Source organism: Fluviicola taffensis DSM 16823, assembly GCF_000194605.1.
Classification (GTDB): domain Bacteria; phylum Bacteroidota; class Bacteroidia; order Flavobacteriales_D; family Crocinitomicaceae; genus Fluviicola; species Fluviicola taffensis.
On record NC_015321.1, the window covers coordinates 3,954,841 to 3,978,542 of the forward strand.

At 36.6% G+C, this 23,702-nt stretch carries 21 protein-coding genes; 6 read left to right on the forward strand and 15 right to left on the reverse strand.

All coding sequences use genetic code 11. The annotated features are described in order from the left end of the window. Nucleotides 1-72 precede the first annotated feature (72 nt). The gene (locus FLUTA_RS17235) at nt 73-753 is read left to right on the forward strand and encodes a hypothetical protein (protein WP_013688187.1); all 681 of its coding nucleotides are present in this window, start codon (nt 73-75) and stop codon (nt 751-753) included. 100 nt (nt 754-853) lie between these two features. On the opposite strand, the gene FLUTA_RS17240 is transcribed toward FLUTA_RS17235, so the two are convergent. Continuing rightward, nucleotides 854-1,630 carry a J domain-containing protein gene (locus tag FLUTA_RS17240; RefSeq protein WP_013688188.1) on the reverse strand — a complete coding sequence of 259 codons (777 nt, stop codon included), beginning with the start codon at nt 1,628-1,630 and terminating at the stop codon, nt 854-856. An 863-nt stretch (nt 1,631-2,493) separates the two neighbouring features. On the opposite strand from FLUTA_RS17240, the gene FLUTA_RS17250 reads away from it, so the two are divergent. Continuing rightward, nucleotides 2,494-3,027 carry an RNA polymerase sigma factor gene (locus tag FLUTA_RS17250; protein ID WP_043023909.1) on the forward strand — a complete coding sequence of 178 codons (534 nt, stop codon included), beginning with the start codon at nt 2,494-2,496 and terminating at the stop codon, nt 3,025-3,027. After that, the gene (locus FLUTA_RS17255; RefSeq protein WP_013688191.1) at nt 3,014-4,093 is read left to right on the forward strand and encodes a head GIN domain-containing protein; all 1,080 of its coding nucleotides are present in this window, start codon (nt 3,014-3,016) and stop codon (nt 4,091-4,093) included. The genes FLUTA_RS17250 and FLUTA_RS17255 overlap by 14 nt, the downstream gene beginning before the upstream one ends. Before the next feature lie 294 nt (nt 4,094-4,387). On the opposite strand, the gene trxB is transcribed toward FLUTA_RS17255, so the two are convergent. The 5 genes from trxB to FLUTA_RS17280 all read right to left on the reverse strand — a co-directional run bounded on the left by trxB (nt 4,388) and on the right by FLUTA_RS17280 (nt 10,282). Further along, nucleotides 4,388-5,335: a thioredoxin-disulfide reductase gene (trxB, locus tag FLUTA_RS17260; RefSeq protein WP_013688192.1), complete on the reverse strand. Its 948-nt coding sequence runs from the start codon at nt 5,333-5,335 to the stop codon at nt 4,388-4,390. 104 nt (nt 5,336-5,439) lie between these two features. Next, nucleotides 5,440-5,997, reverse strand: a complete 558-nt coding sequence (locus tag FLUTA_RS17265; protein ID WP_013688193.1) for a class I SAM-dependent methyltransferase — start codon at nt 5,995-5,997, stop codon at nt 5,440-5,442. Then, entirely contained in the window at nt 5,990-7,264 is a 1,275-nt protein-coding gene (locus FLUTA_RS17270; RefSeq protein ID WP_013688194.1) for a dihydroorotase, read from the reverse strand. The genes FLUTA_RS17265 and FLUTA_RS17270 overlap by 8 nt, the downstream gene beginning before the upstream one ends. Nucleotides 7,265-7,267: 3 nt before the next feature. Further along, on the reverse strand, nt 7,268-9,319 hold the full coding sequence (locus FLUTA_RS17275; protein WP_013688195.1) for a BatA domain-containing protein: 2,052 nt from the start codon (nt 9,317-9,319) through the stop codon (nt 7,268-7,270). 210 nt (nt 9,320-9,529) lie between these two features. Continuing rightward, nucleotides 9,530-10,282: a TIGR02757 family protein gene (locus tag FLUTA_RS17280; protein WP_013688196.1), complete on the reverse strand. Its 753-nt coding sequence runs from the start codon at nt 10,280-10,282 to the stop codon at nt 9,530-9,532. Between the two features lie 76 nt (nt 10,283-10,358). On the opposite strand from FLUTA_RS17280, the gene FLUTA_RS17285 reads away from it, so the two are divergent. Next, nucleotides 10,359-10,586 (forward strand): hypothetical protein, encoded by a 228-nt coding sequence (locus tag FLUTA_RS17285; protein ID WP_013688197.1) that lies wholly within the window; start codon nt 10,359-10,361, stop codon nt 10,584-10,586. 1 nt (nt 10,587) lies between these two features. Here FLUTA_RS17285 and FLUTA_RS17290 read toward each other — a convergent pair whose 3' ends face one another. The 9 genes from FLUTA_RS17290 to FLUTA_RS17330 all read right to left on the reverse strand — a co-directional run bounded on the left by FLUTA_RS17290 (nt 10,588) and on the right by FLUTA_RS17330 (nt 21,731). Continuing rightward, nucleotides 10,588-11,238: an ABC transporter ATP-binding protein gene (locus FLUTA_RS17290; protein WP_013688198.1), complete on the reverse strand. Its 651-nt coding sequence runs from the start codon at nt 11,236-11,238 to the stop codon at nt 10,588-10,590. After that, nucleotides 11,238-12,452 (reverse strand): bifunctional 3,4-dihydroxy-2-butanone-4-phosphate synthase/GTP cyclohydrolase II, encoded by a 1,215-nt coding sequence (locus FLUTA_RS17295; protein ID WP_013688199.1) that lies wholly within the window; start codon nt 12,450-12,452, stop codon nt 11,238-11,240. Before FLUTA_RS17295 ends, FLUTA_RS17290 begins: the two co-directional genes overlap by 1 nt. Before the next feature lie 146 nt (nt 12,453-12,598). Further along, the gene (locus FLUTA_RS17300; RefSeq protein WP_013688200.1) at nt 12,599-13,783 is read right to left on the reverse strand and encodes a glycosyltransferase; all 1,185 of its coding nucleotides are present in this window, start codon (nt 13,781-13,783) and stop codon (nt 12,599-12,601) included. Further along, a complete protein-coding gene (locus FLUTA_RS17305; protein WP_013688201.1) occupies nt 13,773-14,936 on the reverse strand; it encodes a glycosyltransferase in 1,164 nt (387 codons plus the stop codon). The genes FLUTA_RS17300 and FLUTA_RS17305 overlap by 11 nt, the downstream gene beginning before the upstream one ends. Then, nucleotides 14,933-16,420: an LptF/LptG family permease gene (locus tag FLUTA_RS17310; RefSeq protein ID WP_013688202.1), complete on the reverse strand. Its 1,488-nt coding sequence runs from the start codon at nt 16,418-16,420 to the stop codon at nt 14,933-14,935. The genes FLUTA_RS17305 and FLUTA_RS17310 overlap by 4 nt, the downstream gene beginning before the upstream one ends. Before the next feature lie 44 nt (nt 16,421-16,464). Continuing rightward, nucleotides 16,465-17,274 carry a T9SS-dependent choice-of-anchor J family protein gene (locus FLUTA_RS17315; protein WP_013688203.1) on the reverse strand — a complete coding sequence of 270 codons (810 nt, stop codon included), beginning with the start codon at nt 17,272-17,274 and terminating at the stop codon, nt 16,465-16,467. 24 nt (nt 17,275-17,298) lie between these two features. After that, a complete protein-coding gene (locus FLUTA_RS17320; RefSeq protein ID WP_013688204.1) occupies nt 17,299-17,763 on the reverse strand; it encodes a DUF4268 domain-containing protein in 465 nt (154 codons plus the stop codon). 189 nt (nt 17,764-17,952) lie between these two features. Further along, nucleotides 17,953-19,611, reverse strand: coding sequence for an NHL repeat-containing protein (locus tag FLUTA_RS17325; protein WP_013688205.1), 1,659 nt, complete (start codon nt 19,609-19,611; stop codon nt 17,953-17,955). 815 nt (nt 19,612-20,426) lie between these two features. Beyond that, nucleotides 20,427-21,731, reverse strand: coding sequence for a C45 family peptidase (locus tag FLUTA_RS17330; protein ID WP_013688206.1), 1,305 nt, complete (start codon nt 21,729-21,731; stop codon nt 20,427-20,429). Nucleotides 21,732-21,894: 163 nt separating this feature from the next. Here FLUTA_RS17330 and FLUTA_RS17335 point away from each other — a divergent pair, with 163 nt between their 5' ends. Both FLUTA_RS17335 and FLUTA_RS17340 read left to right on the forward strand, forming a co-directional pair. Next, nucleotides 21,895-22,998: an OmpA family protein gene (locus tag FLUTA_RS17335; RefSeq protein ID WP_013688207.1), complete on the forward strand. Its 1,104-nt coding sequence runs from the start codon at nt 21,895-21,897 to the stop codon at nt 22,996-22,998. A 190-nt stretch (nt 22,999-23,188) separates the two neighbouring features. Next, nucleotides 23,189-23,644 carry an SRPBCC family protein gene (locus FLUTA_RS17340; protein WP_013688208.1) on the forward strand — a complete coding sequence of 152 codons (456 nt, stop codon included), beginning with the start codon at nt 23,189-23,191 and terminating at the stop codon, nt 23,642-23,644. Nucleotides 23,645-23,702: the final 58 nt, after the last annotated feature.

The following is a 23,702-nucleotide window of genomic DNA, read 5'->3' on the forward strand; positions in this document are numbered from 1 at the left end:
TAAATACATCTAGTCTTATTGATTATCCATTTTCAATTAAAATAAGATTTGGTTTGATTCGTTTTTAAAATTATGAGTAAACTGTTTTTTATTCTTTTGTTTTTAATCACTTTTTCTTGCTTTTCTCAGCAACGTATCGGTTTGGAATTTTTTAGCCGTTTTGATGGCTTATCTGTTGGTACACATTATCAAAAAGTAATTTATTCAAAATTCATAGTCGGTGCGGGTTTGGTTTGGGTCACTAAAAGACGAGGAGAAATTTTTCAAGATAAGTCAGAAACACCTATTTATACGGCTATTAGAAGTGTAGATCCTTCATTTGATCGTTCTGGAGAAAAGTATGTTGTTCAAGGTTCGAGAACTACTTCCAAGGCATTGATGATAACATTAAATACAGGTTTTTTTCATGAATTTGGAGCTATCCATGGAGTACGGATTAATCTGAATGCACGTATTGGAATTTCGAATAACACTGGAACTTATTTGTATTCAGGAATGATTAATGATAGTATTATTCCAATAAAGCACATTAAAAATCATCTTGTTACTGGAATTAGCCCTGAAATTTATCACACACTACGTCAGCGACAAAAATTGACCTTTTATTACGGAGTACGCTTTCCAGTTTGGTTTTCTCTGGATAAAAGGAATTTTAATCCAGCATTCCGAAAAGAAGGGTTTTACGGCTTGGAAATGGAATTAGCAATTGGTGTAACCTATTTTATCGGAAAGAAAAAAGTAGAGGATGATTAAAAATTTTTGAATCTTACATTTTCAATTCAAAAGGCAAAATTCAAAAGTTAGCTTTCTTTTGGCAGAATTTATTTTTGCATTCATCATTTATAATTGATAATTATCCAATCAGGCTTTCATACGCATTCTGAATCTCCACAAACTTCTCAGCAGCCATCTTTTGCTGTGATTCAGTTCCAGTCGCAAAATGATCAGGATGGTGTATTTTGACCAATTTTCGATAGGCTTTTTTAATTTGTTCCAATGTTGCTTCTTTCGGAATTCCTAGAATTTCATGCGCATAAGTTGTTTTTGTTACTGATTTTTTAACAGTATTTTCTTTTTGATGATTTGCATAAGCGGCATAAATGGCAAGGATCTTTGTGAGATTATCTGGGCTTAATTCTAATTCTTGATTGATTTGTTTTAAGAAATTCAATTCAGATGAATTCATTCTTCCATTGATTAGAGCCAATCCAGCTAAGAAATAGATGATTTGTGAACGACTTCCTTCATCTTGCAAGTGAATTTTCATCCAATCCGTAATTGTTTTGGTGCGAATGGGATATTTTAATGAAAACAGGAGTGAATCGCCAAAGTTGTAGTTCGCTTTTGTGAAATAGCGGTTAAAGTATTGATTGATGAATTGCACCTTTTCCTTTGACTCTTGGTAGTTTATCAAGAATAGTTTCGCTCCTAATGCCAAGTATGCTTCCAGGTAGTTGTCTTCGGTTGGTTTTAGACTTTGAGGGAAGATTCCTTTCCGCCATGAGCGAGCATGTCTTGTTTTAAAAATGTAGAAGGTTAATCCACCAACAAAAGGAACGCCAAATAATAGGATTACCAGCCAGTTTGGCAGTTTTGTAGCCGCGTCAAAAGAAGTTTGTAACAGTTGCATTTGACCTAATTTAGAAATTATAATTCAATCCTTTATACAAAGTAACAATTGACAAACAAGTGATGGGAAATTCTATTTTTGCATCCTGATGGAAAAAACAGAAAACCTGAAATATTTGAGAGTAGCCACAATCATTCTTTTGATAATGTCTGTTTTATTTATGCTCATGAATTTCCTGAAAGGAATTTGGGATTGGACCTTTTATTTTGGTAACGAAGAATGGTTTTTTCTCATTCGATTCGCAAATTACACGGGGAAATTTCACTTTCTGATTTATGGATTGATTTATATCCTAGAGATCATTTTCGTCCTTGCCCTGAACCGTTTTGTAAAAAAGCATCGAATAGGAAGAGGATATCATCTTTTAATTGTCTTAGTATCCTTTTTGCCTTTAGTAAATCTTTTCCTTTTTTATATACTCAAGCGAAAATTGAATAAACAACTCTTTACTTTTTCTGGAATGAATAGCCTGAGATCTGATCGGAAGATTGTGGCTATCTGGATTTTGATGATCCTTTTAGTTATTTATATATTCATTATAATACCGTTTCTGACTTTTTATGTAGATATACCTGAGCTGGTTTCAGGAGCAGTCTACTATTCCCATATTTCGATAGTGGTAACTGATTGCTGTTTTTTAACGATTTCTCTTATCTGGTTTTTCTATTACCGGGAATTTAAACGAATGCTGAATGTATTAGATTTAAATAGAAGCGGAATACGCAACACTCAATTACTGGATAATTGATGTTTGTAAACAAGCTTATTGACCTTATTTTACACTTCTTAGAAAAAAAGTTACATTCTAATGTCACTTTTTCGAATCTCGTTACACTAACTTTATAAGAGACCAATTTAGCAGCATGGCGACCGCGAAAAAGAAACGTTTTATGGATTTATACGAACCTGTACATGTCAGGTTTGAAAAATTCTGCAAAGCGAGAGCGTATGGAAATTTCAATTTCAAGGATTTGATGCATGATGCGTTGGTGGTCGCCTACGAACGATTTGAATCTCTGAAAAAGGATGAAGCGTTTTTACATTTTCTCTTCGGAATCGCCATCCGATTGTTAGCAAATGAAAACCGAAAAAGGAGTACAGAACGATTATCCGACCATTTGCAAGCATATAATTATTCGCTGGAAAGTGATCGAACAGATAAGTTGTTAGAAATTAATTTATTATACGAAGCAATTTCTAGGTTACCTGATTTGCAAAAGGAAAGTATTATTCTCTTTGAAATATCTGGATTTTCAATCAAAGAAATAGCAGAATTACAACAGTCTTCAGAAGATGCTGTGAAACAAAGATTGGTTAGAAGTAGAAAGAAACTCTTGGAATTGATGACCGAGGAAATGGATGTAGAACAAAAAAATATGAGTTATGACAGAAGATAAACTGAATGGTTTGTTTGATGAGATTCGGAATGAATCGGCTCAGACTTCCGTTTCCGAAGTAGATCAATGGATTGATGCTGCGGTGGCTACTGCTGCAACAGTTGGACTCTTAGCGACATTAAAATTAATACTCATTAAAAAACCATTGATTATGTGGGCAACATTATTAACTATTACAGGAGGAGTTACAGTAAGTACAGTTTTGTTATTGAACAAGCCTCAAGCCTCCATCGAAAAACAAAAACAAGTAGTGGAAAAAAGCTCTCCTGACACAAAAAACAAACAGGAATTTCCACTAGCGAGCATTGCCGAAAACAAACCAGAGAAAGAGTATCAGACTCAACCTTTTCAAAAGGAAAATGGAGTATTTGAAGCAGAAGATTTGAATCTTCCTTTAAAATCTGTAGAATTTTCAGTCGAATCGAAAGAAATCAAATTAATAACATCCCAAACAACTGAATCTTTTACAAAAATTCATGTTTCTGGAGCATTGCACGTTGAGTTGTCTCAAGGCAAATCTTGCGGGGTGCAAATAGAGCCTGAAAGTGCTAAAAACCTTGTTCAGGTTGAGATTAAGAATGGAACTCTGTATTTGAAAAATACACCAAATAAAAAAGAATGTAAAGAAAAACTTGTTGTGAAAGTAAGTGTACAGGATTTGAATGAATTGCATACAAGCGGAGCTACAAATGTGGTAGGTATGAATGAATTAACATTGAGCACTCTGACTTTGCAAGCAGATGGTGCGAGTGATGTTAATTTGAAGATTAAGGCAAGTAAATTGAAAGGAGATTTTTCTGGCGCAAGTAATGTAGATGTTTCAGGAATATGTGAGGATCTTGACTTAGATGTTTCTGGTGCTTCCCAAGCTAATCTATCCACTTTATCTGTCAAAAATGCCAAGGTAGATAATAGCGGAGCGGGACAAGCTGATTTGTGGGTATCTGGAGATCTGAAAGTGGATGGTTCAGGGGCTAGTGAAACAACCTATAAAGTAGATTCGGGATCTAAATCTATCCATGTAGATATTAATACTTCTGGAGCTGCATCAGCAAAGAAGAGATAGTTTAAGGAGTTAGGTAACATAAGTGAACAAAGCAAAGTAGCTTAGGTAAATTAAAGAGAGAAGAGACAGCATAGCTGTTGAAGACGAGCAATGACAAGCGTTAACGCTAAAATTGGGAGGATAGACAAAAGGTTGTTTCAAAAAAGCCCGTGATGGAGATCGCGGGCTTTTTGTTTTAATATGAATTTGCTGTCTTTCTCGATACATCTCGCAAATGTCAGTTCGAGTGTCCGACATTTCAGTCGGATGTATCGAGAACAACATGCGAGATACTAGAAATGACAGTAAGACGGTTTAGTGCTCCAAGCTCGCTAAATAACGTTCTGCATCTAAAGCGGCCATACAACCTGTTCCAGCTGCAGTAATCGCTTGACGGTAATTTTTATCTGCGGCATCACCTGCAACGAATACTCCAGGTACATTTGTCAATGAAGTCCCTGGTTTTTCGTATTTGATGTATCCTGTTTCATCCAGGTTGATGTAATCTTTGAAAATGTCTGTATTAGGTTTGTGACCAATTGCAACGAAGAAGCCAGTTGCTGGAATTTCTTTTTCTTCTCCTGAAACGTTGTTTTTTACTTTCACACCTGTAACGCCATTTCCATCTCCCAAAACCTCAACAGTTTCTGTACTGTGAAGAATTTCGATATTTGGTGTATTGCGAACACGGTCAGCCATGATTTTAGAAGCACGGAATTTATCCGTACGAACCAACATAGTTACCTTCTTACATAATTTAGATAGGTAATGAGCTTCTTCACAAGCTGAATCTCCAGCTCCAACGATCACAGTTTCCTGTCCCCGGTAGAAGAATCCATCACAAACTGCACAAGCAGAAACTCCACCACCAATTGAAAGGTAGTGTTGCTCTGAAGGTAATCCTAAATATTTTGCAGCAGCACCTGTAGAAATAATAACCGTTTCAGCATGAATTTCATGCCCATCTTCTGTCCAACATTTGTGAATAGGTCCTGTAAAATCCACTTTTGTAATAAAACCAAAACGAACATCTGTTTCAAAACGCTTAGCCTGAGCTTCCAATTGAATCATCATTTCAGGTCCAGTAACTCCGTCAGGATATCCTGGAAAATTCTCAACCTCATTGGTCGTTGTTAATTGTCCACCTGGCTGCATACCTTGATACATAACAGGTTTCATTTCAGCTCTTGCCGCGTAAATTGCAGCAGTATATCCAGCTGGGCCAGATCCTATAATTAAGCATTTAATTTTTTCAGCGCTCATGTTTGTTTGTTCGTTTTTTTCAGTTTGAATCTATACAAAAATAGGATTTTCTTGCTTTGGAAAGGATTCCTCAAAATGTGATTGTTTTTGGTAGGAATCCAAGTTTATTTTTTACAATAATAGACAAAAGCAGGAGGAAAGTTGGCTGGAGTAAATGAAATCTCTACTTGCTTGTAGAATTGTTTGATGGCCTTTTTAGCATTCAGGGAATATTGAAACTGGACATAAACTGCATCTTGGTGCATTACTCGGTGACTTTCAGTTAGAATTCGGTTTTTTAAATCCGAAGGGAAATTAGCCAACGGAAGTGAAGATATCACTGCGTCTGCTTGAGAATAGCCATACTTTTCTAAGTATTCTCCAATTTTCTCAGCAGAGTCGTGAATCAAAATAACACGCGGATCACTGAATTCTTTTCGAAGCATATTCATGAAACTATCGTTTAGTTCAAAGACCAATAGAATCCCATCGGGACTTAAATTCGCAAGGATTTTTCGGGTAAAAACTCCAGTTCCAGGTCCAAGTTCTACAATGACCTTAGCTGTTGAGAAATCAATTTTCTCCAACATTTTTTTTGCTAAATATTTTGAACTAGGAGCCATTGCTCCAACCATTTTACGCTCTTTCCAAAAATTACGTAAAAATGAACGTTTATCAGACATTTTCTCTTGTTTCTTTCAGTGCGAATTTACCATTATTGATAATTCCATAAACAAAACCACTTAATTCTTTATTCAAAGCTGGCGTGTTTGTGCACGGTATAACTAAATCTTCCTTTGTAAAAACCCACGATTTATTTGGGATAAATAGCGAAAGGTCGGCTATTTTTTGCTCTTCAATTGGTGAGGTATCCAAGGATAGCAATTGGCGTCCTTTTTCGGATAGTGCATGAATGACTAATTCCAAATCGAACTCTGAATTTGCACCTAATTCACCGAAAAGTGTTTGTAGGGTTGTATTTCCGAAGTTGGCGTGGTCAAACTCTAAATCTGTTTCTTCACTATCATTTGGTCTGTGATCTGAAACAATACAATCAATTGTACCATCTTTTAAACCTTTCCAAAGTGCAATTCGATCTTCTTCTGTTCTTAATGGTGGCATTAATTTAAAATTAACATCGAAATCTAATACGGCAGTTTCATTGTAAATCAAATGCTGCGCATGAACATCCGCCGTAATGTTTAATCCTTTTTTCTTCGCATTTCGAACCAATTCGATCGATTCTGCACAAGAAATTCCTGTTGCATGAAAATTACCTTCGGTATATTCTAACAAGCGAATATTACGCTCTAATTGAATAATTTCACTGATTGTGGGGTCTGCTTTTAATCCGGTTTTTGTAGACGCTTCGCCTTCATTCACCATTCCTCCGCCAGAGATTGATTTGTCGTGAGAAAAACCAACTACAATTCCATCAAAATTTTTGGAGTAGAGAAGAGCTCTGTACATGATTCCGCCATTTACTGGAACTAAATCATCTGAAAACAAGCGAACTCCCGATTGAAACATATCATACATTTCTGCAAGAGCTGTTCCTTCATTCTTTTTAGTAATACAACCAATTGGATGTAAGGATGTTACGGCATTTTCACTTCTTCTCAATACATATTCTACACTTGTTTTATTATCTAAAACGGGTGAAGTGGATGGAAGAACTGCTACATGTGTAAATCCGCCATAAGCCGCTGCGTCTAAACCACTTTGAATGGTTGATTTGTGTTCCTCTCCAGGATCCGCAAAATGCGCCTTTAAATCGATCCATCCTTTTGAAATGTGAAGGTTCTCTTCTTGAATCTCTAATTCACAAGATTTTGTAATGGTAGGAGCAATTTCCTGAACTTTTCCATCTTCTAAATAAATGTCCACTTTCTTTCCATTCCATTTAGAACTTTTATCGATTACCGTTACTTGTCGAATGAGTAATTTCATATCTTATTTCTTGTAGAAAATTAGTAAAGCCATTTCGCACAGGACGAATATTCCTGCAAAGAAAACAAACCAAAGCCAAATGTCATAATTCTCACCGATTTCTAATAGTGAAGCACTATTCCAATTACTGCCATCTTGTAAGTTATTGACATGAATTCCAGCTTGTTCGAAGTCTTTTTTTATTTCTTCTTGAGTAGATTCAGCTGTTTGAGATTCTAATCGGTTATAATTCATAGAAACAGTGCCCAGCGATTTTCCGTCTTGAAGGATGTTGTAATTCCCCGCTTCTAAGAATCGAATTGCTTCTAATCCTTGTACTGAAATGGTTTGACGTTTATTTTTTAAGAATAGAATAGGAATGTAGTCCACTTGCTTGTTGATCAAATGAACTGGATTTTCACTAGAGGATGTATTCTTCAAAGGATAGCTTCCATCCGAGCCAATGACAAGAAAATAAGGATTTTGGCGCTGGCTCAAATTTCCAACATGTAAAAGCAAGGTTGAAAAGAGTTGATTACTTGTAAACGTACTGAATTCTTGTTTCAACGAAGTAGAAAAGAGGTAAGCATTCCCTTTTCCAGTACTTTTTACGAAGAAAGGAGTTCCGTTTTGGTAATTGATTAAATCCGCAGAAAGCGTTTTGGAATTAGGCATCAACCGATATGCTTTTGCAGCAGCAGGAATGGATATATTCTCAGGTTTTCCTTCAAAAATACCATGGAAAAATGGATCTTTTAGATTCAGCTTTTGAACAGCTAATCCAATTGTTTGCGTTCCGTTAATTACAGGTAATTCCAGTTTTTCTAGTAAGGCATTCCAGCCAGTTGGAGAGATATTCGTTCCTGGAATTAATAAAATCGATTCTTTTTCGTCTTGGTAATTGGCTAATTCAGTCGTTAGATTACTCGGAATTTGGTTCAATCCGTTGAGAACGATTAAATCGATTTTCTCTAAATCTTCGGAAGAAGCCTGATTGGTCGATACTTCCTTTATTTTGTAAAAATCATCCAATCCGTATACAATTCCAACGTTTTCAACAGCATCTTCGCCATTGACGATGAGCACCGATTGACTTTTCTTTACTTCGTAATTGAAGTAGAACGAATCATCTTGATTCATTTGTTTGTCATTGATTGAAACAATTCCCTTTGAAATTCCAGCTTCTTGGTTGAAGTAATTGAGTTGAACGGTGTCGGAACCATTGGATGGAATCTCGGCAAACAAATCCCGCTTCATTTTTCCAATTTGAACACTTACAACGGCAGATTCGATGGGTTCATTTCCTGTATTCACTACTCGGATAGAAAGCGTTTGAGCAGATCCTAATTTTTGAATAGGCGTTTCGAACCATATGCTATCAACAAATAAATTCCCTTTGTTTTGAGGAGTTAAACGAATAGGAGAAATACTTGGAATTGATTTGAATTTTTTGATTAAATTAGACTGTTTATTTTTCTGAAAATCAGATAAATATATTAGATTTGGTTTCGATTTGATGTTTCCTTCTTTTTGCGCATCTTCAATCCATTGATTCCAAAAGGAAAGAACTTCTTCTTTTGAACGGTAGATGGGGGAATAGTTGATTTTAGCAACTTGATCCACAAACTTCACTTGAGTAAGCGTCTGCTTCTCATTACCGCTCAATTCATTGGTAAAAAGAACGTACTGCGTATTCCTAGGAGCTTTATCAATGATTGAACTTGCTAATTCTTTTGCTTGAGCCAATAATTCTCCCTGAGTTCCAATTCGAGACATGGAGAATGAATTGTCCACATAAACTCCAATCAACTGAATGTCTTTTTTGGAACTATCAGAATGCGGAAAGTAAGGCTGAGCAAAGGCAATAACCAAACAGGTGAAGGCAAGCATTCGTGCAATTAACACCAAAAGGTGCTTGATTTTACGTGGATTTTTCTGCTGTTGTTCAACAGATTTAACAAACGCAATGCTCGAGAAATAAATGGTTTTGTACTTGCGAAAATGGAAAAGGTGAATGAGTATTGGTATAACCAAAACTAGTAGGGCAAATAAAAATTCAGGATAAACCCATTTCATACCGCTAAGGTAATTATGAATTGCGAATTGCGAATTGCGAATTGCAAGAGTTTTCCCAATTTTTTGAACAATTTAGCGGAGTTTAACAAGTTAACCAAGTAATTCAATTCGAGTATCCCGCATGTTGTTCTCTATACGCCCGACTGAAATGTCGGACACTTGAACTGACATTTGCGGGATATATCGAGAACGACTTGAACTATTTTCAGACTATTTCACTCCCTCAAAAGCTCCCAATCCAAATAACGCAAAATCATATTTGCAGGGATCATTCGGGTCGAATTGAACCAATTGTTCTTGGATTTCTGCAACACTTTTCCAATCGTTTTGAGTGCGTGTGAGAATTCCTAGCTTTCTAGCTACATTTCCGGTGTGTACATCGAGTGGAAGGTGTAATTCAGACATGGGAATACTGTCCCAAATTCCAAAATCAACTCCATGAAGGTCTTTTCGAACCATCCAGCGCAAAAACATGTTGATTCTTTTAGCTGATGAGCCTTTTAGTGGATTAGCGATGTGTTTTTGAGTTCTGTCTGGAAAAGGTTCTTGTGTAAACGCATTCCTAAATGAGATGATTCTGCCTTGAATACCTGGTATTTCTGGATGTGTTTTGAATGCTTGCTCCAATCCTCCTTGTTTGTATATGCGTTGCAAAGAGACGAAAAAAGCATTTAAATCATCTTTACTAAAGGTTCGGTGAACAAAGGAATGATTTTGTTCTTCGTAGTTTAATACGTATTCGTAAGGCTTAAAATCCATGATTTCAAGTAAACGTTGACCACTTTTGATGATTGCAGTGCGGTTTCCCCATGCTAAAGTTGAAATTAAAAAAGCACTAATTTCAATATCTTCCTTTTGACTAAATTGCTTCGGAATCTGAATAGGGTCGGTCTGTATGAAGTCAAGGCGATTGTATTCAAGCACCTTTTTATTCAGATAATCAATAAGTTGTAATTGGTCCATGTTTCTAAAAAAAGTATAAAATGTGTTTTCTAGTTTGTTTTTAATACTAAATTACTAGTTATAAAAATGAGTAATTATGAAAACAATAGTGTATTTATTGGTGATTTTCACCGCTGTGTCAGTGGGATTGTTTTCTACGACATCATGCAGAAAAAAGGAAAAAGGGAATTGTTATTGCAAATTTTACAGTGGTGATCGAACTCATTACGATTTAACATCCTTGCCGCGAGATAAGCAAGAAGATTCTTGTAAAGTTATTGATAACAATGCACAAGCATTTGCTGGGGATTGTAAATTGAAATAAGTTATTTCAATGATCCGTCTGACATCACAATCATTCGATCAGCCATTTCAGCTAATTGATTGTTGTGGGTCACAATGACAAATGTTTGTCCAAATTCGTCGCGCAAGTCAAAAAACAACTGATGCAATTCGGCGGCGTTTTTTGAATCCAAGTTCCCAGATGGTTCATCTGCAAAAATGATATCTGGTTCGTTCATCAAAGCTCTTGCAACTGCAACGCGCTGTTGTTCTCCGCCCGAAAGGGCAGAGGGCTGATGATTTTCACGATCCTGAAGTCCAAGCTTTTGTAGAAGATGTTTCGCACGGACCTTGGATTCATTCAATGCTTTTCCACCAATTAGAGCGGGCATCAATACATTTTCCAAAGCGGTGAATTCAGGTAATAATTGATGGAATTGAAAAATAAATCCAATTTTCTGGTTTCTGAATTCTGCCAATCCTCTGGAATTCAACGTGAAAGGATTAATTCCATTGAGTGTTAATTCTCCAGAATCAGGCTTGTCCAAAGTTCCAAGAATCTGGAGTAGGGTAGTCTTCCCAGCTCCAGAAGAGCCAACGATTGAAACAATTTCTCCGGATTTAATTTCCAAATCAATCCCTTTCAATACATCTAGTTGACCGTATTTCTTTCGGATTCCCTTTGCAACAAGCATTATTTACCCATTTTTAGAGAATGTCCCATCTTGTCAACTTTTGTTTGCAAGTATTTTTCATTGTGTTTATTGCGACCAACTTCAATGGCTACATTTTCAATGATTTCCAATCCGTATCCTACTAAACCAGTACGTTTTTTAGGATTATTCGACATCAAACGCATTTTAGAAACACCTAATTCGTGTAAGATTTGAGCGCCGATTCCGTATTCTCTTTCATCTGCTTGAAAGCCCAATTTCAAGTTTGCTTCAACAGTATCGAAACCTTCTTCTTGTAATTTGTAAGCTTTCAATTTGTTCAACAAACCAATTCCACGGCCTTCTTGATTCAAATAAACGATTACTCCTTTACCTTCTTCTTGAATCATTTTCATGGAATGTTGTAATTGAGGTCCGCAATCGCAACGACAAGAACCAAAAATATCACCTGTCAAACAAGAAGAGTGCATGCGCACCAATACAGGTTCTTTAGGCTCCCAAGTTCCTTTAACCAAGGCTAAGTGTTCTTGTCCGTTTGAATTCACCGAGAAAGCAATTAATTTAAAATCTCCATGTTCAGTAGGCATTTCAACCTCAACTTCTCTCGTAATCAATGATTCGTGCTTCATGCGGTAAGCAATCAAATCAGCAATAGAAATGAGTTTTAAATCAAATTTCTTAGCGATTTCGAATAATTCTGGAAGACGTGACATCGATCCATCTTCGTTTAAAATCTCTACTAAAATTCCAGCAGGTTTAAATCCAGCCATTCGCGCCAAATCTACTGCAGCTTCTGTGTGACCTGTGCGTTGCAAAACTCCGCCTTTCTTCGCGCGAAGTGGGAAAATATGTCCAGGACGACCTAAATCTTCTGGTTTTGTATCTTCTGAAACCAAGGCTTTGATTGTTTTAGCGCGGTCGAATACGGAAATACCTGTTGTACAACCATGTCCAATTAAATCAACTGAAACTGTAAATTGTGTTTCGTGAAGTACCGTGTTGTTTGTAACCATTAGATTTAATTCCAATTCGTTACATCTTGATTCTGTTAAGGGAGTACAGATTAATCCGCGTCCATGAGTGGCCATGAAATTGATCATTTCGGGAGTAACCATTTCAGCAGCGGCTATAAAATCTCCTTCATTTTCACGATCTTCATCATCAACAACAATAATAACTTTTCCCGCTTTTATATCTTCAATCGCTTCTTCGATTGTATTTAACTTTCCTGACATACCTATTTTATAAAGTACCACAAATTTACTTCGAATTCTGCAATACCGCTAATCTATTTAACATTTTTAAAGGCAAAGGGTGGGAATGCAAAATCGATTTATGAAAATGAGGGAACTTGGATAATAAATGAATTGATTTTTGAGTATTATTTAACAGTTGAGTGGATAATTTCAATCAATCGGGAAGTCTGTGTTTCCCATGAAAAATGCTGTTGAATGTATTCTTTCCCATTCTTAGCGATATTGGAGTAACTGTTTTCTGGATTTAATCCTTTTATGATAGTTTCCACGAATAAATCACTGTTTTCAGCTAAGAGAATTGTTTCGTTGTTTATTCCACCCAAAGCATTGTTCGCTAAAGGAGTCGTGATACACGGAAGTTCACTCGCCATTGCTTCTAACAATTTGTTTTGCAGTCCAGTACCAATGAAAAGTGGCGCTACGAATAATCGAGCACGCTGATAACTGATGCGAATATCGTCTACCCAGCCAGAAACGGTAATGGATTCCGATTGGAGATCTAAAACTCGTTTCACTGGATTTGCGCCAGAAAGGAGCAGTTTACACGAAATCCCTTTCTGCTTCAAGCGTGGTAGAATTTCTTCTGCTAAGTAGAGAGCAGCTTCGATATTTGGAGCGTACGAAAAGTTACCTGTGAAGACGATATCGTAATCCTTGACTACAGACAAGGTTTCGAAGAATGACTGATCGATTCCATTTGGAACAACTTCTATTTTTTGATTTTCAGGGTGATAGATCAGTTTTCTGTCTTGTTCTGAAATGATTGTTTTGTGCTCGAAATAATCAAAAATGCGTCGTTCATAGTGCTTTAGTCGCTTGCTTTCTAATCTGTAAAACCACTTTTTGTACCAGAATTCTGTTTGGATTCTTCGCTCCATTCCTTTGGAAAGCGCATCCATGTAATCGAGTGTTTTTGGAATGATGTGCTGATTTTTCGCGTATTCCGTAACCCGAATCAACTGACAGTAAATGTGTTTCGGATTGGTTTTCTCAATAATCGCCGTAATTTGTTTGTGAATCGATTTCCGATAGAAATAATGCACCTGTAAAGGCTTCGAATCAAAAAGCGAAGCTAGGAGTTGTATGAGAAGTCCCGATTTTTTGAGATTGAAAATATGAACGTGCTTACAAAATTGATTGACGATTGCTAAGTTTTCTGCTGAAACAGAAATATCTGTTGTGCAAATAAGCGTTACATGAAATGATTTAGAAAGCTCTTTCAATTGATAAAAAGCCCTTAGTTTATCTCCTTTTTCAAGCGGATAAGGGAATCTTGAAACGATGAATATGATATCTTCTTTAGATTCCAAAGGTACTTTTCATTAGTGCGTTACAGGTTTCAAAACTATGAACTTTTGAAATATAATTGCGCGATTGTTCGCCAACTTTTTGTCGGAAATCTTGATTTTGGTGAAAGTGAAGGATTTGTTTGATAAATGATTCTGGTGAATCAGCTATCTGAATTCCGGATTGCTCTATGTCAATTCCAGCAGCTCCTAATTTAGTTGTAATACAAGGAACGCCAAGCGCCATTGCTTCGAGTAATTTTATTCGAATTCCACTTCCAGATTGAATAGGAGAGACCAGTGTGCCTGATTGTGCCATGAATGAATTGCTATCATTTACCCAACCTACTACTTTGATGAAGTCTGTATTGAAATGTGAATATTGTTCACTTTTCGATCCTGCAATTCGCAAATTGAACTGCGAAATGGCTTCATTTTTCCATACCTTTTCGACTAAAAACGATACAGCCTCTTGATTTGGTCTCCAATTCATGGAACCGAGATGAAAGAATCCGTTTTGTGTGTAATCCGCAGAGTAGGTTGGAGGAGCAATAGAAACTGGAAGAAGAATGGCTTTTCGATACTTTAAATTGGTTTCAATCCATTGTTGATCTTCTTCTGAAATGGACCAAATTACAGCTGCCTTTTCGAGGATTTCTTGTTCTTCTTTTCGCAAGGTAGATTCTAATTTCCGCAAGTAAAACCGCTTCAAAACCGATGTTTCTGAATTGGCTTGCTGTTTCCATATTTCGGATTCAATGTTGTGCGATCGAATGATGATTGGAGGAAGATCGTTGAAATCGAACTGATTCAATTGTGCTGCGGCAAATAAACTGTCGCAAACAATGTAATCGTAGTCTTCAGCAAGTGATTTACTTAATTCGTGTTTGAGTTTATCTGATTGAAAACGGGCTAAGTTATAATTCTTACGACGAACAAAATGAAGGATTGCATCCGTTGGATTAATCTCCGTTTTCAAGTGAATGATCGTTTCCTTTTTTAAATAAGAGCGAAGGATTTTTGCCGATTCTTCCGTGTAAGGATGTTTGTGTGTTTCTAAAATGATTCCATCGACTTCAGCAAATTGCGCCAAACCCTTCAGGCATTCTAACATGGCAAAACAGCCTCCATCAACAATTGGAGCAGGTGGCTTTGGAGCGATGTATAGAATTTTCATCTTCTTCTGCCAAAGGTTAAAATATACCGCCACAATTTCTTGTCAAAAACGCCAAAATCATTCGCTGCAGCAATCATTAAAATAGCAGCAATAGGAATCAACACAGCTGTTGGCAGCCACATTCCCCAAAACGGAGAAAGTATTTTATCATTTGAAGTGGCTAAATTTTGTCCGACACTGAACAATACAAAGTACACCATGAATAATAGCGCTGCAATGACAACAGGTGCACCAAATCCGCCTTTTCGGATAATGGCACCTAGAGGAGCTCCAACAAAAAAGAGCACAATAATTGCTCCCGAAAGGGCAAATTTACGGTGAAACTCAATTTGATAAAGATCATAATTCGTATTCAACATATCCAACATTCCCTCTTGATCAACGGCTTCTTTTTCACTGCTCCGAGCACTTACCAATGCGTTGTTTATTGCGGTAATTCGTTCTTCTTTGGTGAGATCTGAAAGCTTAATCACTTTTTCAGGAATTGCTTGAAGTTGTTCGATTTGTTTCGTTTCATCTCGATTTTGAGGAGCAACTTTTCGTAAGTTTTCATACCCAATAGACTGATTGAAGGGGTGTTTATTGATGCTGACTTTTGCAAAATCAGTCGTCATCTTATCCAATCGTCTTTGCAAGGAATCTTTTGCTGCGCTAATTTGAAACACATTCAGCATTTCATAATCATTTTTAAAAAGCTCTTCCTTCGATTTATTGAGATCGAAACCAACCAATTCCATTTTGTAAGTTGCAGCTTTGAATTGAGTTGTTCTACTTGGTCTAAAGTCTCCCCCAGGATGAAAAGATTGTCCTTGTTCTGTGAAAACTGGAGCTTGAGCTTGCAATTCTTCGTGGATAATTCCATTACTTAAATGAAACAATAGATATTTGCCATCATCTCCTTTATAAACAATTCCAGAATCCGCTTTTACTGTTTTAAGCACATTTGGATTCGTATAATCATGGATTGTAATTCCTTTAAATGTATTGTCTTTGCCTGATTTTATTTTAATTGCATACCCTTCAATTTCCTTTGTATAAGAACCCGGTGTGAGTAACATCCCAACCTTTGTTTCTTGGATATCGTAGATGATTGTGTGCCATTTCAAATTGGCTACGGGAATGACATAATTGGCGAAGAAAAATGTAGCAGTTGCAATGACAATTACAGTTTGTGTTAATGGTCTGAGAATTCGAAACAAGGATAATCCAGATGATTTTAGAGCTGTTAATTCGTTGTTTTCAGCCAAATTTCCTAAGGTCATTATCGAACTGAGCAAAATAGCGAGAGGCAAAGCAAGTGGAATTAATCCAGCTGAAACATAAAACATCAATTCGATAATCACTGCAACACCTAAGCCTTTTCCCATTAAATCATCAATATAAACCCAGGTAAATTGCATGATAAGCATTACCATAGAAATAAAGAAAGTCACTACGAAAGGACCTCCGAAAGATTTAATGCTAAAAACAGTGAGTTTCTTCAAAGTATAACCAGTTTGTTAGCGAATGGATAATTCAGATGAAACCCTTATATTTTCTGAATTCGTTTCGTGATAAGTTGTCCTGTGTTTGTTCGAATACGAACCAAGTAAAGTCCTTGATTCATGGTTTGCATCGAAATGGGTAAATCGGATGCTTGTGTGTAAATCAAATTTCCAGCGGTGTTATAAATTGAAATTTCATCCAATACGGCACTTGTAGAAAACGAAATCAAATCAGTTGTTGGATTTGGATAAATTGCCACATCAGCTTGTATGAATTGCTCATTCACCGTTAATGGATCATCTTTTCGGAAGTTGATGCTGTCTAAGAACAAATTGAATCCGCCAGTAGTTTCGATTTTAAAAGCAAGGTAAATAGTTTCAACGTTCACATAACCTTGTGCAGTTAAATTCACTTCATGATTTGTCCAATCTTCCAATTCAAATTCCACACGTGAAATAGTATCTGTAAAGCTAGCAATTTGCGTATCCGTTTTTGATACAAGTACTTGATACGTATCTGGGTAACTAGGATCAAACGATTTCGCTCTCCATTTTAAGTAATTCCCAAAAGTTCCGATCGTAATTGCTGGAGAAATCAACCAGCGACTTGCTTTTCCTGCAACTGTAAAATAAGAAGTAGCTGCTGCAACGGTATCTGATAAATTATTGGGATCAGGAATAGCAATCCATCCTGGAGCGTATTGTGAGTTTTGTTCAATGTAAGAGTCTGCTTTTATAACTGTCCAATTTGCTGGAATTCCTTGTTGGAAATCCTCGTCCAAAATGGTCGTTTGTGCATGAACTGAAAGCGCTGAAATTAAAACGCTTGTAAAAAAGGCAATTTGTTTTAACATAAGACAAAAATACAAAGACTTTAGCTACGATGCTAGATTTATCAAGATATCCTTAAATTCTTGGTAAAACGCATCAAAATGAATCAAACGCTCAGATAAAAAGTTTATTATTTCAGGATGATCTTCTTTCCTGTAAAAATTCAAATCCCTTCGTTCCCAAATAATCCGATTAAAGTCGGAAACAACTGAAGTACTGGCATTTTCAATCCAAACACCTTCTGTTCCCATTTCTTCTTCTAAGACAATTTTCAACTCCGTAAGTTGTTCCCATAAGATTGCACGCACACCTTCATCTTTCCCTTGGATATCGAAGGTAAAACGAGCGCCTTTTCCATCCACATCCACTCGAACATAGATATCCTTCACTTCAGTAGGATAAGCCAACCAGTTCATTCTTCGTCCATTGGAAGAGCGCACTTTCTGCATATGAACCTTAAACTGGTTCCAGAAATCGGCTTTGAGTTGCTTTGCTTCTTCTTTGGAATACATGTATTAAAAACTTTGATGCAAATATACAGTTGTATTCGAGGAATGGAAATTCAGGTTTTTTGATTTAACAACATGTAACGAATATTTCAAAAAAAATAACCGCAAAGAAGCAAAGAGCGCAAGGGGATTTGAATAAACTTGGCGTTCTCCGCGTCTCTGCGGTTAAAAAAGGATATTTGTAGTTAATTCTTATTCAAAAAGCATCTTGCGTGTTCCCACTTTTCCTTCTTTAGTCTCTACTTTCAATATGGCAACTCCTTTGTAGTCCGAATCGAAGGTGATTTGTGAAATTCCTTCAGAAACCTCACCTTGATATAGGATTCTTCCATCCAAGGCTACCAATTGCATGCTTGCAGTTTGCTCCATCGCAACCATAAAACGACCATTGCTCACTGGATTCGGATAAGCTGAAAAATCAGCTTCATTGGAAAGTTCCTCGACAGCTAAATTGCTCGTAGGTCCGTAAGTCAGCTGTAGTATATAAATACTTCCTTTTGTTGCTCCGGCAGTTGGATTTCGATATCCTGTCAATAAAATCTTGTTATTAGTTGTAATGTCTACGTCCATGAAATTGGCCAATTTCCCATTCCAACCAGAAGTTCCTACCATTCCATGATCGAAAATCATGTAGCCGTTTCCGTTGAATGCAGTATTTAACTGCCCCTGCGCATTCATACTGACAATCAATCCTTTGTTTTGGAAGTTTCCGCTAACATAATCCGTAGTAAAACCACAGATTAAAAATTCATTCGGACTTTTTTCGATGATTTTATTAAAGAACGTCGCACTGTCTTGCACAAAATCGAAGTTCGAGAATCCGTTTGGAATACTCATGTCCAACGTTCCATTTGCATTGACAAAAGCCACAAATCCTCTGTTTGCTCGACCGTATGAATAAACGTAATAATTGTTTACAGGCATGTTATAACCTGCAACCAATAATTTCCCTGAGCTGGCTAATACAATAGAAAGTGGGGTATCAGTATTATCTGTCCCGAATTCAAAAATGCCGTTTATTCCAAAACTTTGGTCAAGTGTTCCGGTTGGAGTGAGTTTAAACACCGCATTGTCTGTGTAATTAGCAGAATCGTAAGACATTGCTGTTTGATTCCAAGTGTCGGTAATCAACAATCCGTAAGCTTCTCCGTTCGCCCCGATTGCCATATTCACAAATTGTGCTCGTGAAATATTCAAAAAGCTAAAAACGCCATTTGTTCCATACGTGTTATCTGGAAAACCATTCGAATTTAGACGGACAATTACGGGTTTTCCACTCGGACCACGTCCACCAACCATAAACTTTCCATTTGGAAGAATATGTAAGCTTTTGGGAATAGAAAACGTTCCATTGCTCCCGAAAACATCAGAAGTCAAAATATGGCCGTTTGTTCCGAAAGTAGAGTCTAAATCGCCATTTGTTTTCAAACGCATCATCACGAATTGTTTTGCGCCACAGATTCCGTTAGTACAATATTCTGATTCACCAATTAATACAATCTTTTGATCTGATTGGATTTCGACATCAAAACCGGTGCTTCGTGTTCCGCAGAAGATTTTTGATGAGCCACCAATTCCAAAAGCGGGATCAGGCATTCCATCCGACAAATAGCGATAAATGTACATGAACAGGTCGTTTGAATTGTTATCTCTACCAAGAACGGTAACAATCTTCCCATCAGACTGGATTGCAGAAGCCTGACCAGATCCCAGATTTCCTTGACTATTAGAATTGCTGCCAAGATAGGGGAGGTAACCGTTGGTATTAAACGTAGAATCAAGGTATTGTGCAGACGCATTCATTGTGAAAACAGGCGAACTGATCAAAACCGCGAGTAGAATTTTCTTCATATATATAGTATTTAGTAATTGGGTTTGGAAGTAAGACTCCTGTTTTAGTGGAAAAGTTTCATGAAAAACTCCTTTTTTTTGATTGATTTATCAATGGAATAGGCTGTTAATCGTCGTTTTTTTTGTAAGGTTCTCAATTATTCTTTGTTGTTAGGAGGAGAATTATTCTATTTAACATAATTCGTGAATCACTCAATTTTTGAGCGTTTTGTAAATCGGATTTGTTATTTCGAATATTCTTTCGAGGTTTAGTTCTCACATAGAAGGAAACTCTAATCGATTGCAACACTTATAAATGACATATCCTGAAATATTTCTCAATAAAATGATTCTAAGCAATTCTCGTGAATAACTTTTTAGAGGTTTCTGGATTGGTTTCATTGGATCAATGGTTCGAAGATTAGATTTTAGACAATTCTCACGAGTTTATTTTGATCCAAATTTTCAATGGATCTGATAGATTCTCAAGTGATCATTTTTTAAGCGATTCTCAGAGAGAGATTGTTTGACAGTTTATCTAATAAATAGAATTCTGTAGAATTGAATAATTCGCACAAATTCCCAAATAAAAAATTCTAGACGATTCTCAGAGAGAAGAGATATGAGGGGAATAAAAGACGAAGTTGTAGAAGAGTATTCAAAAGAAATAAAGGACTTGCACAATAAATGTCAAATGAGGATCGTTAAGCTATTTAACATAATATTAATTATACGACATTTTGGTTTTTGAAATAATCTTCGAAGATTTTCTTCTTTCTTGTGTGTGGTGGTTAATTTAAATTGTGGAATTTGGTTATTTTAAAATGTGGAATTGACTAATCATCATAAAATCCCCAATAAACAAAAAGCCCGATTAGAATAGTATAAACAAGATTGTTTAATGTGAATAACCATCTGGAAAATAGATTCCAATGCTGCTCTTTGAAAAGCCTCCTATTAACGACCCAAAATGGTACAATTAGAACTAATAGCAGAGAAGGAATGTACGCGGTTAAACTGACAAAAACACTTGCTGGGTCTTTGTATGGCGCTGGAAAATAAAAACGATTAACACTACCAACACATAGCACAACCATATAACAGAACAGGATTAGCCCTAGAATGAACATCAATAGGTGGATGTACTGATGTTTACCATTCTGTTTTCTTCTGAAATACATGATTAGAAAGTAGATGGAGGAGAATAAAAATAAGCCTGCGGAAGCAATTAAGAACACAGCGATTAACGCACTGTTTTTAGGGGTTTTGTAGTTGCGCAATTTTTCGAATTCACTGTTCGAAGGAAACAAAGGTTCAATAGCAATTAGATGATCTCCTTTGCCCAATTCTTCTTTTAAGTTGAATTGAACGGTAGTTTTGTATTGGTGATAGAAATACAGGTTCACTGTTCCCTTATTCAAATCCCAAATGGAAGTCAGCAATGTTCCGTCGCCGATCTTTTCTCGACATACGTGCATGGTATCTGATAAAGCCTTACAAAATTCAAGCGTAGTGTCAATGTTATTTTTCAAAAAGGAAACTCCATTTCTGTATCTTTCCAACTGATTTGCATCTTTTTTTGATGTTATCGAAGGACAAAAATTGGAGATGACGTATGTTGGGTCGTTTCCAATGGTCAAGGTGTAAGGTTCCACAATAAGGTATTTACCAGATTTATCCACGTAGATAAAGATATCTTCAATGAAATAGCTGTGGTCATATTTGCTGATGTATTTCTGAACTTCTTCTACTGTTTTGCAAGAGTGAAGGATGTCTTTTAAGTATTTTGTCGGATTGGTTATCGCTTTTCTATTTGGAAAACCTTTAGACTGTGGGTGGTGTGAAGAAAGTCTTTCAAAAACAACTCCCATTTCATTCATTCCAGATTGTGGCGCATACCCGTTTTCTCCGTCATATCGTGAGCCCGTAAATGCTGCTCCATACTCACCTTTTCCTCTTGCATTTTCAAACCAAATATGTGGAGTTACCCTCCATGCATCTTCGTTGCTGCCAAACAGGGTTTTATTCCCAATAGTGACTTTGTACCCGCTACACGTATATCCGTTTTGAAAAACAACAAGTAACATAAAGGTCAATAAGATAACTCTTAAAAAGAGTGTTCGTTGTGTTCCAGTTTCCATGGCTTTTTCGAATTGATAGCGTTCATTGATACTATCACTTACAATTCATTAATTTTCAATAGTAACAATTCATAGCAAAATACCCCAGCTATTGTAACAGTACGAGACAAATTAGATTATCGACTAAAAGGTTAACTTTGATAAACATTACACCTGAAAAACGATGAATAAATCCAAATCCTATCTACTCATTTTGACTTTGCTTTCTTTTTTCAGCTCTGACTATATATTTGCTCAAACAACTAATTTAATTTCAAACTCAGGCTTTGAATTATTCAAAAAACTTCCCACTGATGTTGCGCAAGCCAAAGACTGCATGATTTCTTGGGTAATTCCAAATGATGTTGGAAAGGGAGAATACTATCATCAGCAATGTTCTACGAAAAAAGCAGGAACACAAAAGAACCACTTCGGTGAACAAAATCCACATTCCGGACAAGCATATGTAGGATTATGCATTGCCAAAAATTTTCGTGAATACCTCCAAACTGAATTAAAGTCTTCCTTAATAAAGGGAGAAAAGTATACTGTTAAATTGTATATCAGCTGTGCTGATAAAGGATGGTTAAGCACTGTAAGTGAATTTAACATCTTATTTTCTAAGGGCTCATTTTCGATTCCTGAAAATGAAAATTTACAGGTTGCGCCTGAAATAAAATTTACGGGTGATTTCAGCCACAAAAAAGATTGGATAGAGCTTTCCACCACTTACACTGCAAATGGTACAGAGAAGTTCATGACTTTTGGTTCTTTTGTGTATAAAGATAAGGGCGAGATACATGGGGAAATTAACGGTGCTTTCAAATATGCTCATTATTATGTTGACGACATTTTTATTGGTTTGGAAGAGAACAAAAAGCCACCTGTTCAAGATAGTATTCATGAAAAAGCAAACACTGTTGATACATCAATAAATTTAACAGTAGGAGATGTATATGTTTTGCATAACCTTCAATTTGAATCTGGAAAATCCATTCTATTACCCAATGAATACCCCGAACTGGAGAATTTTATTCGCCACGTTGAAAAGTATCCGAACCAGACACTTTTGGTAACTGGCCATACAGATAATGTTGGAAATAAGGGAGATAACAAGATGCTTTCATTAGAAAGGGCAAATGCCATCAAACAATACCTGGTTGCAAAAGGAATAAACAAAAACAAGATCGTCATTGAAGGAAAAGGAGATGAAATCCCGTTAGATTCGAATGAAACGGAAGAAGGTCGAAAAAAGAATCGACGTGTTGAAATTTCAATCATAAAATAAGAGGTTTTCCACTTTTTAGATAGAAGAACTCCCCTATTCTATTTTTTAAGAATTTTAAGCCCGCGTGACTTTTAGTGGGTACGTTTTGGTAGTAAGTTGATCCAAACATTTTTTTTAATTTTCTTTCTCTTCCCCATCTTGTTTCCAACACAAAACTTCCTTATCTTAGATCATTAACAACGAATTCTACATGAAAAAACTCAGTTATACCCAAGAAATATCAGCTTCCCCTGAACGCGTTTACGATTTAATGCTCGGTCTCAGTGACAAGCGTACTTACGAGCAATGGTGTGCCACTTTTAACCCTACTTCTACCTGGGAAGGTGGCTGGAACACTGGCGACAAGATCTTGTTCATCGGGATATCTGAAGATGGCAGCAAGGGAGGAATGGTTGCCCGAATTGCAGAAAATGATCCGGGAAAATATGTGTCCATCGAGCACTGTGGAATTATGGAAAACGGCGTAGAAATAACGGAAGGTGAAAAAGTAGACAGTTGGAAAGGAGCTCATGAAAATTATCGGTTTGAGGCTACTGCCAACGGAACGCGTGTAACAGCTGAAGTAGATACGGTGGATGAGTACGCTTCCTATTTCGACGAGACCTGGCCGAAAGCCTTGGATGAATTGAAGAAGATTTGTGAGTAGTAGTTTACTGACTGTTTTTCGATATAACAACAAAGCTCCGACATGTTACGATCGGAGC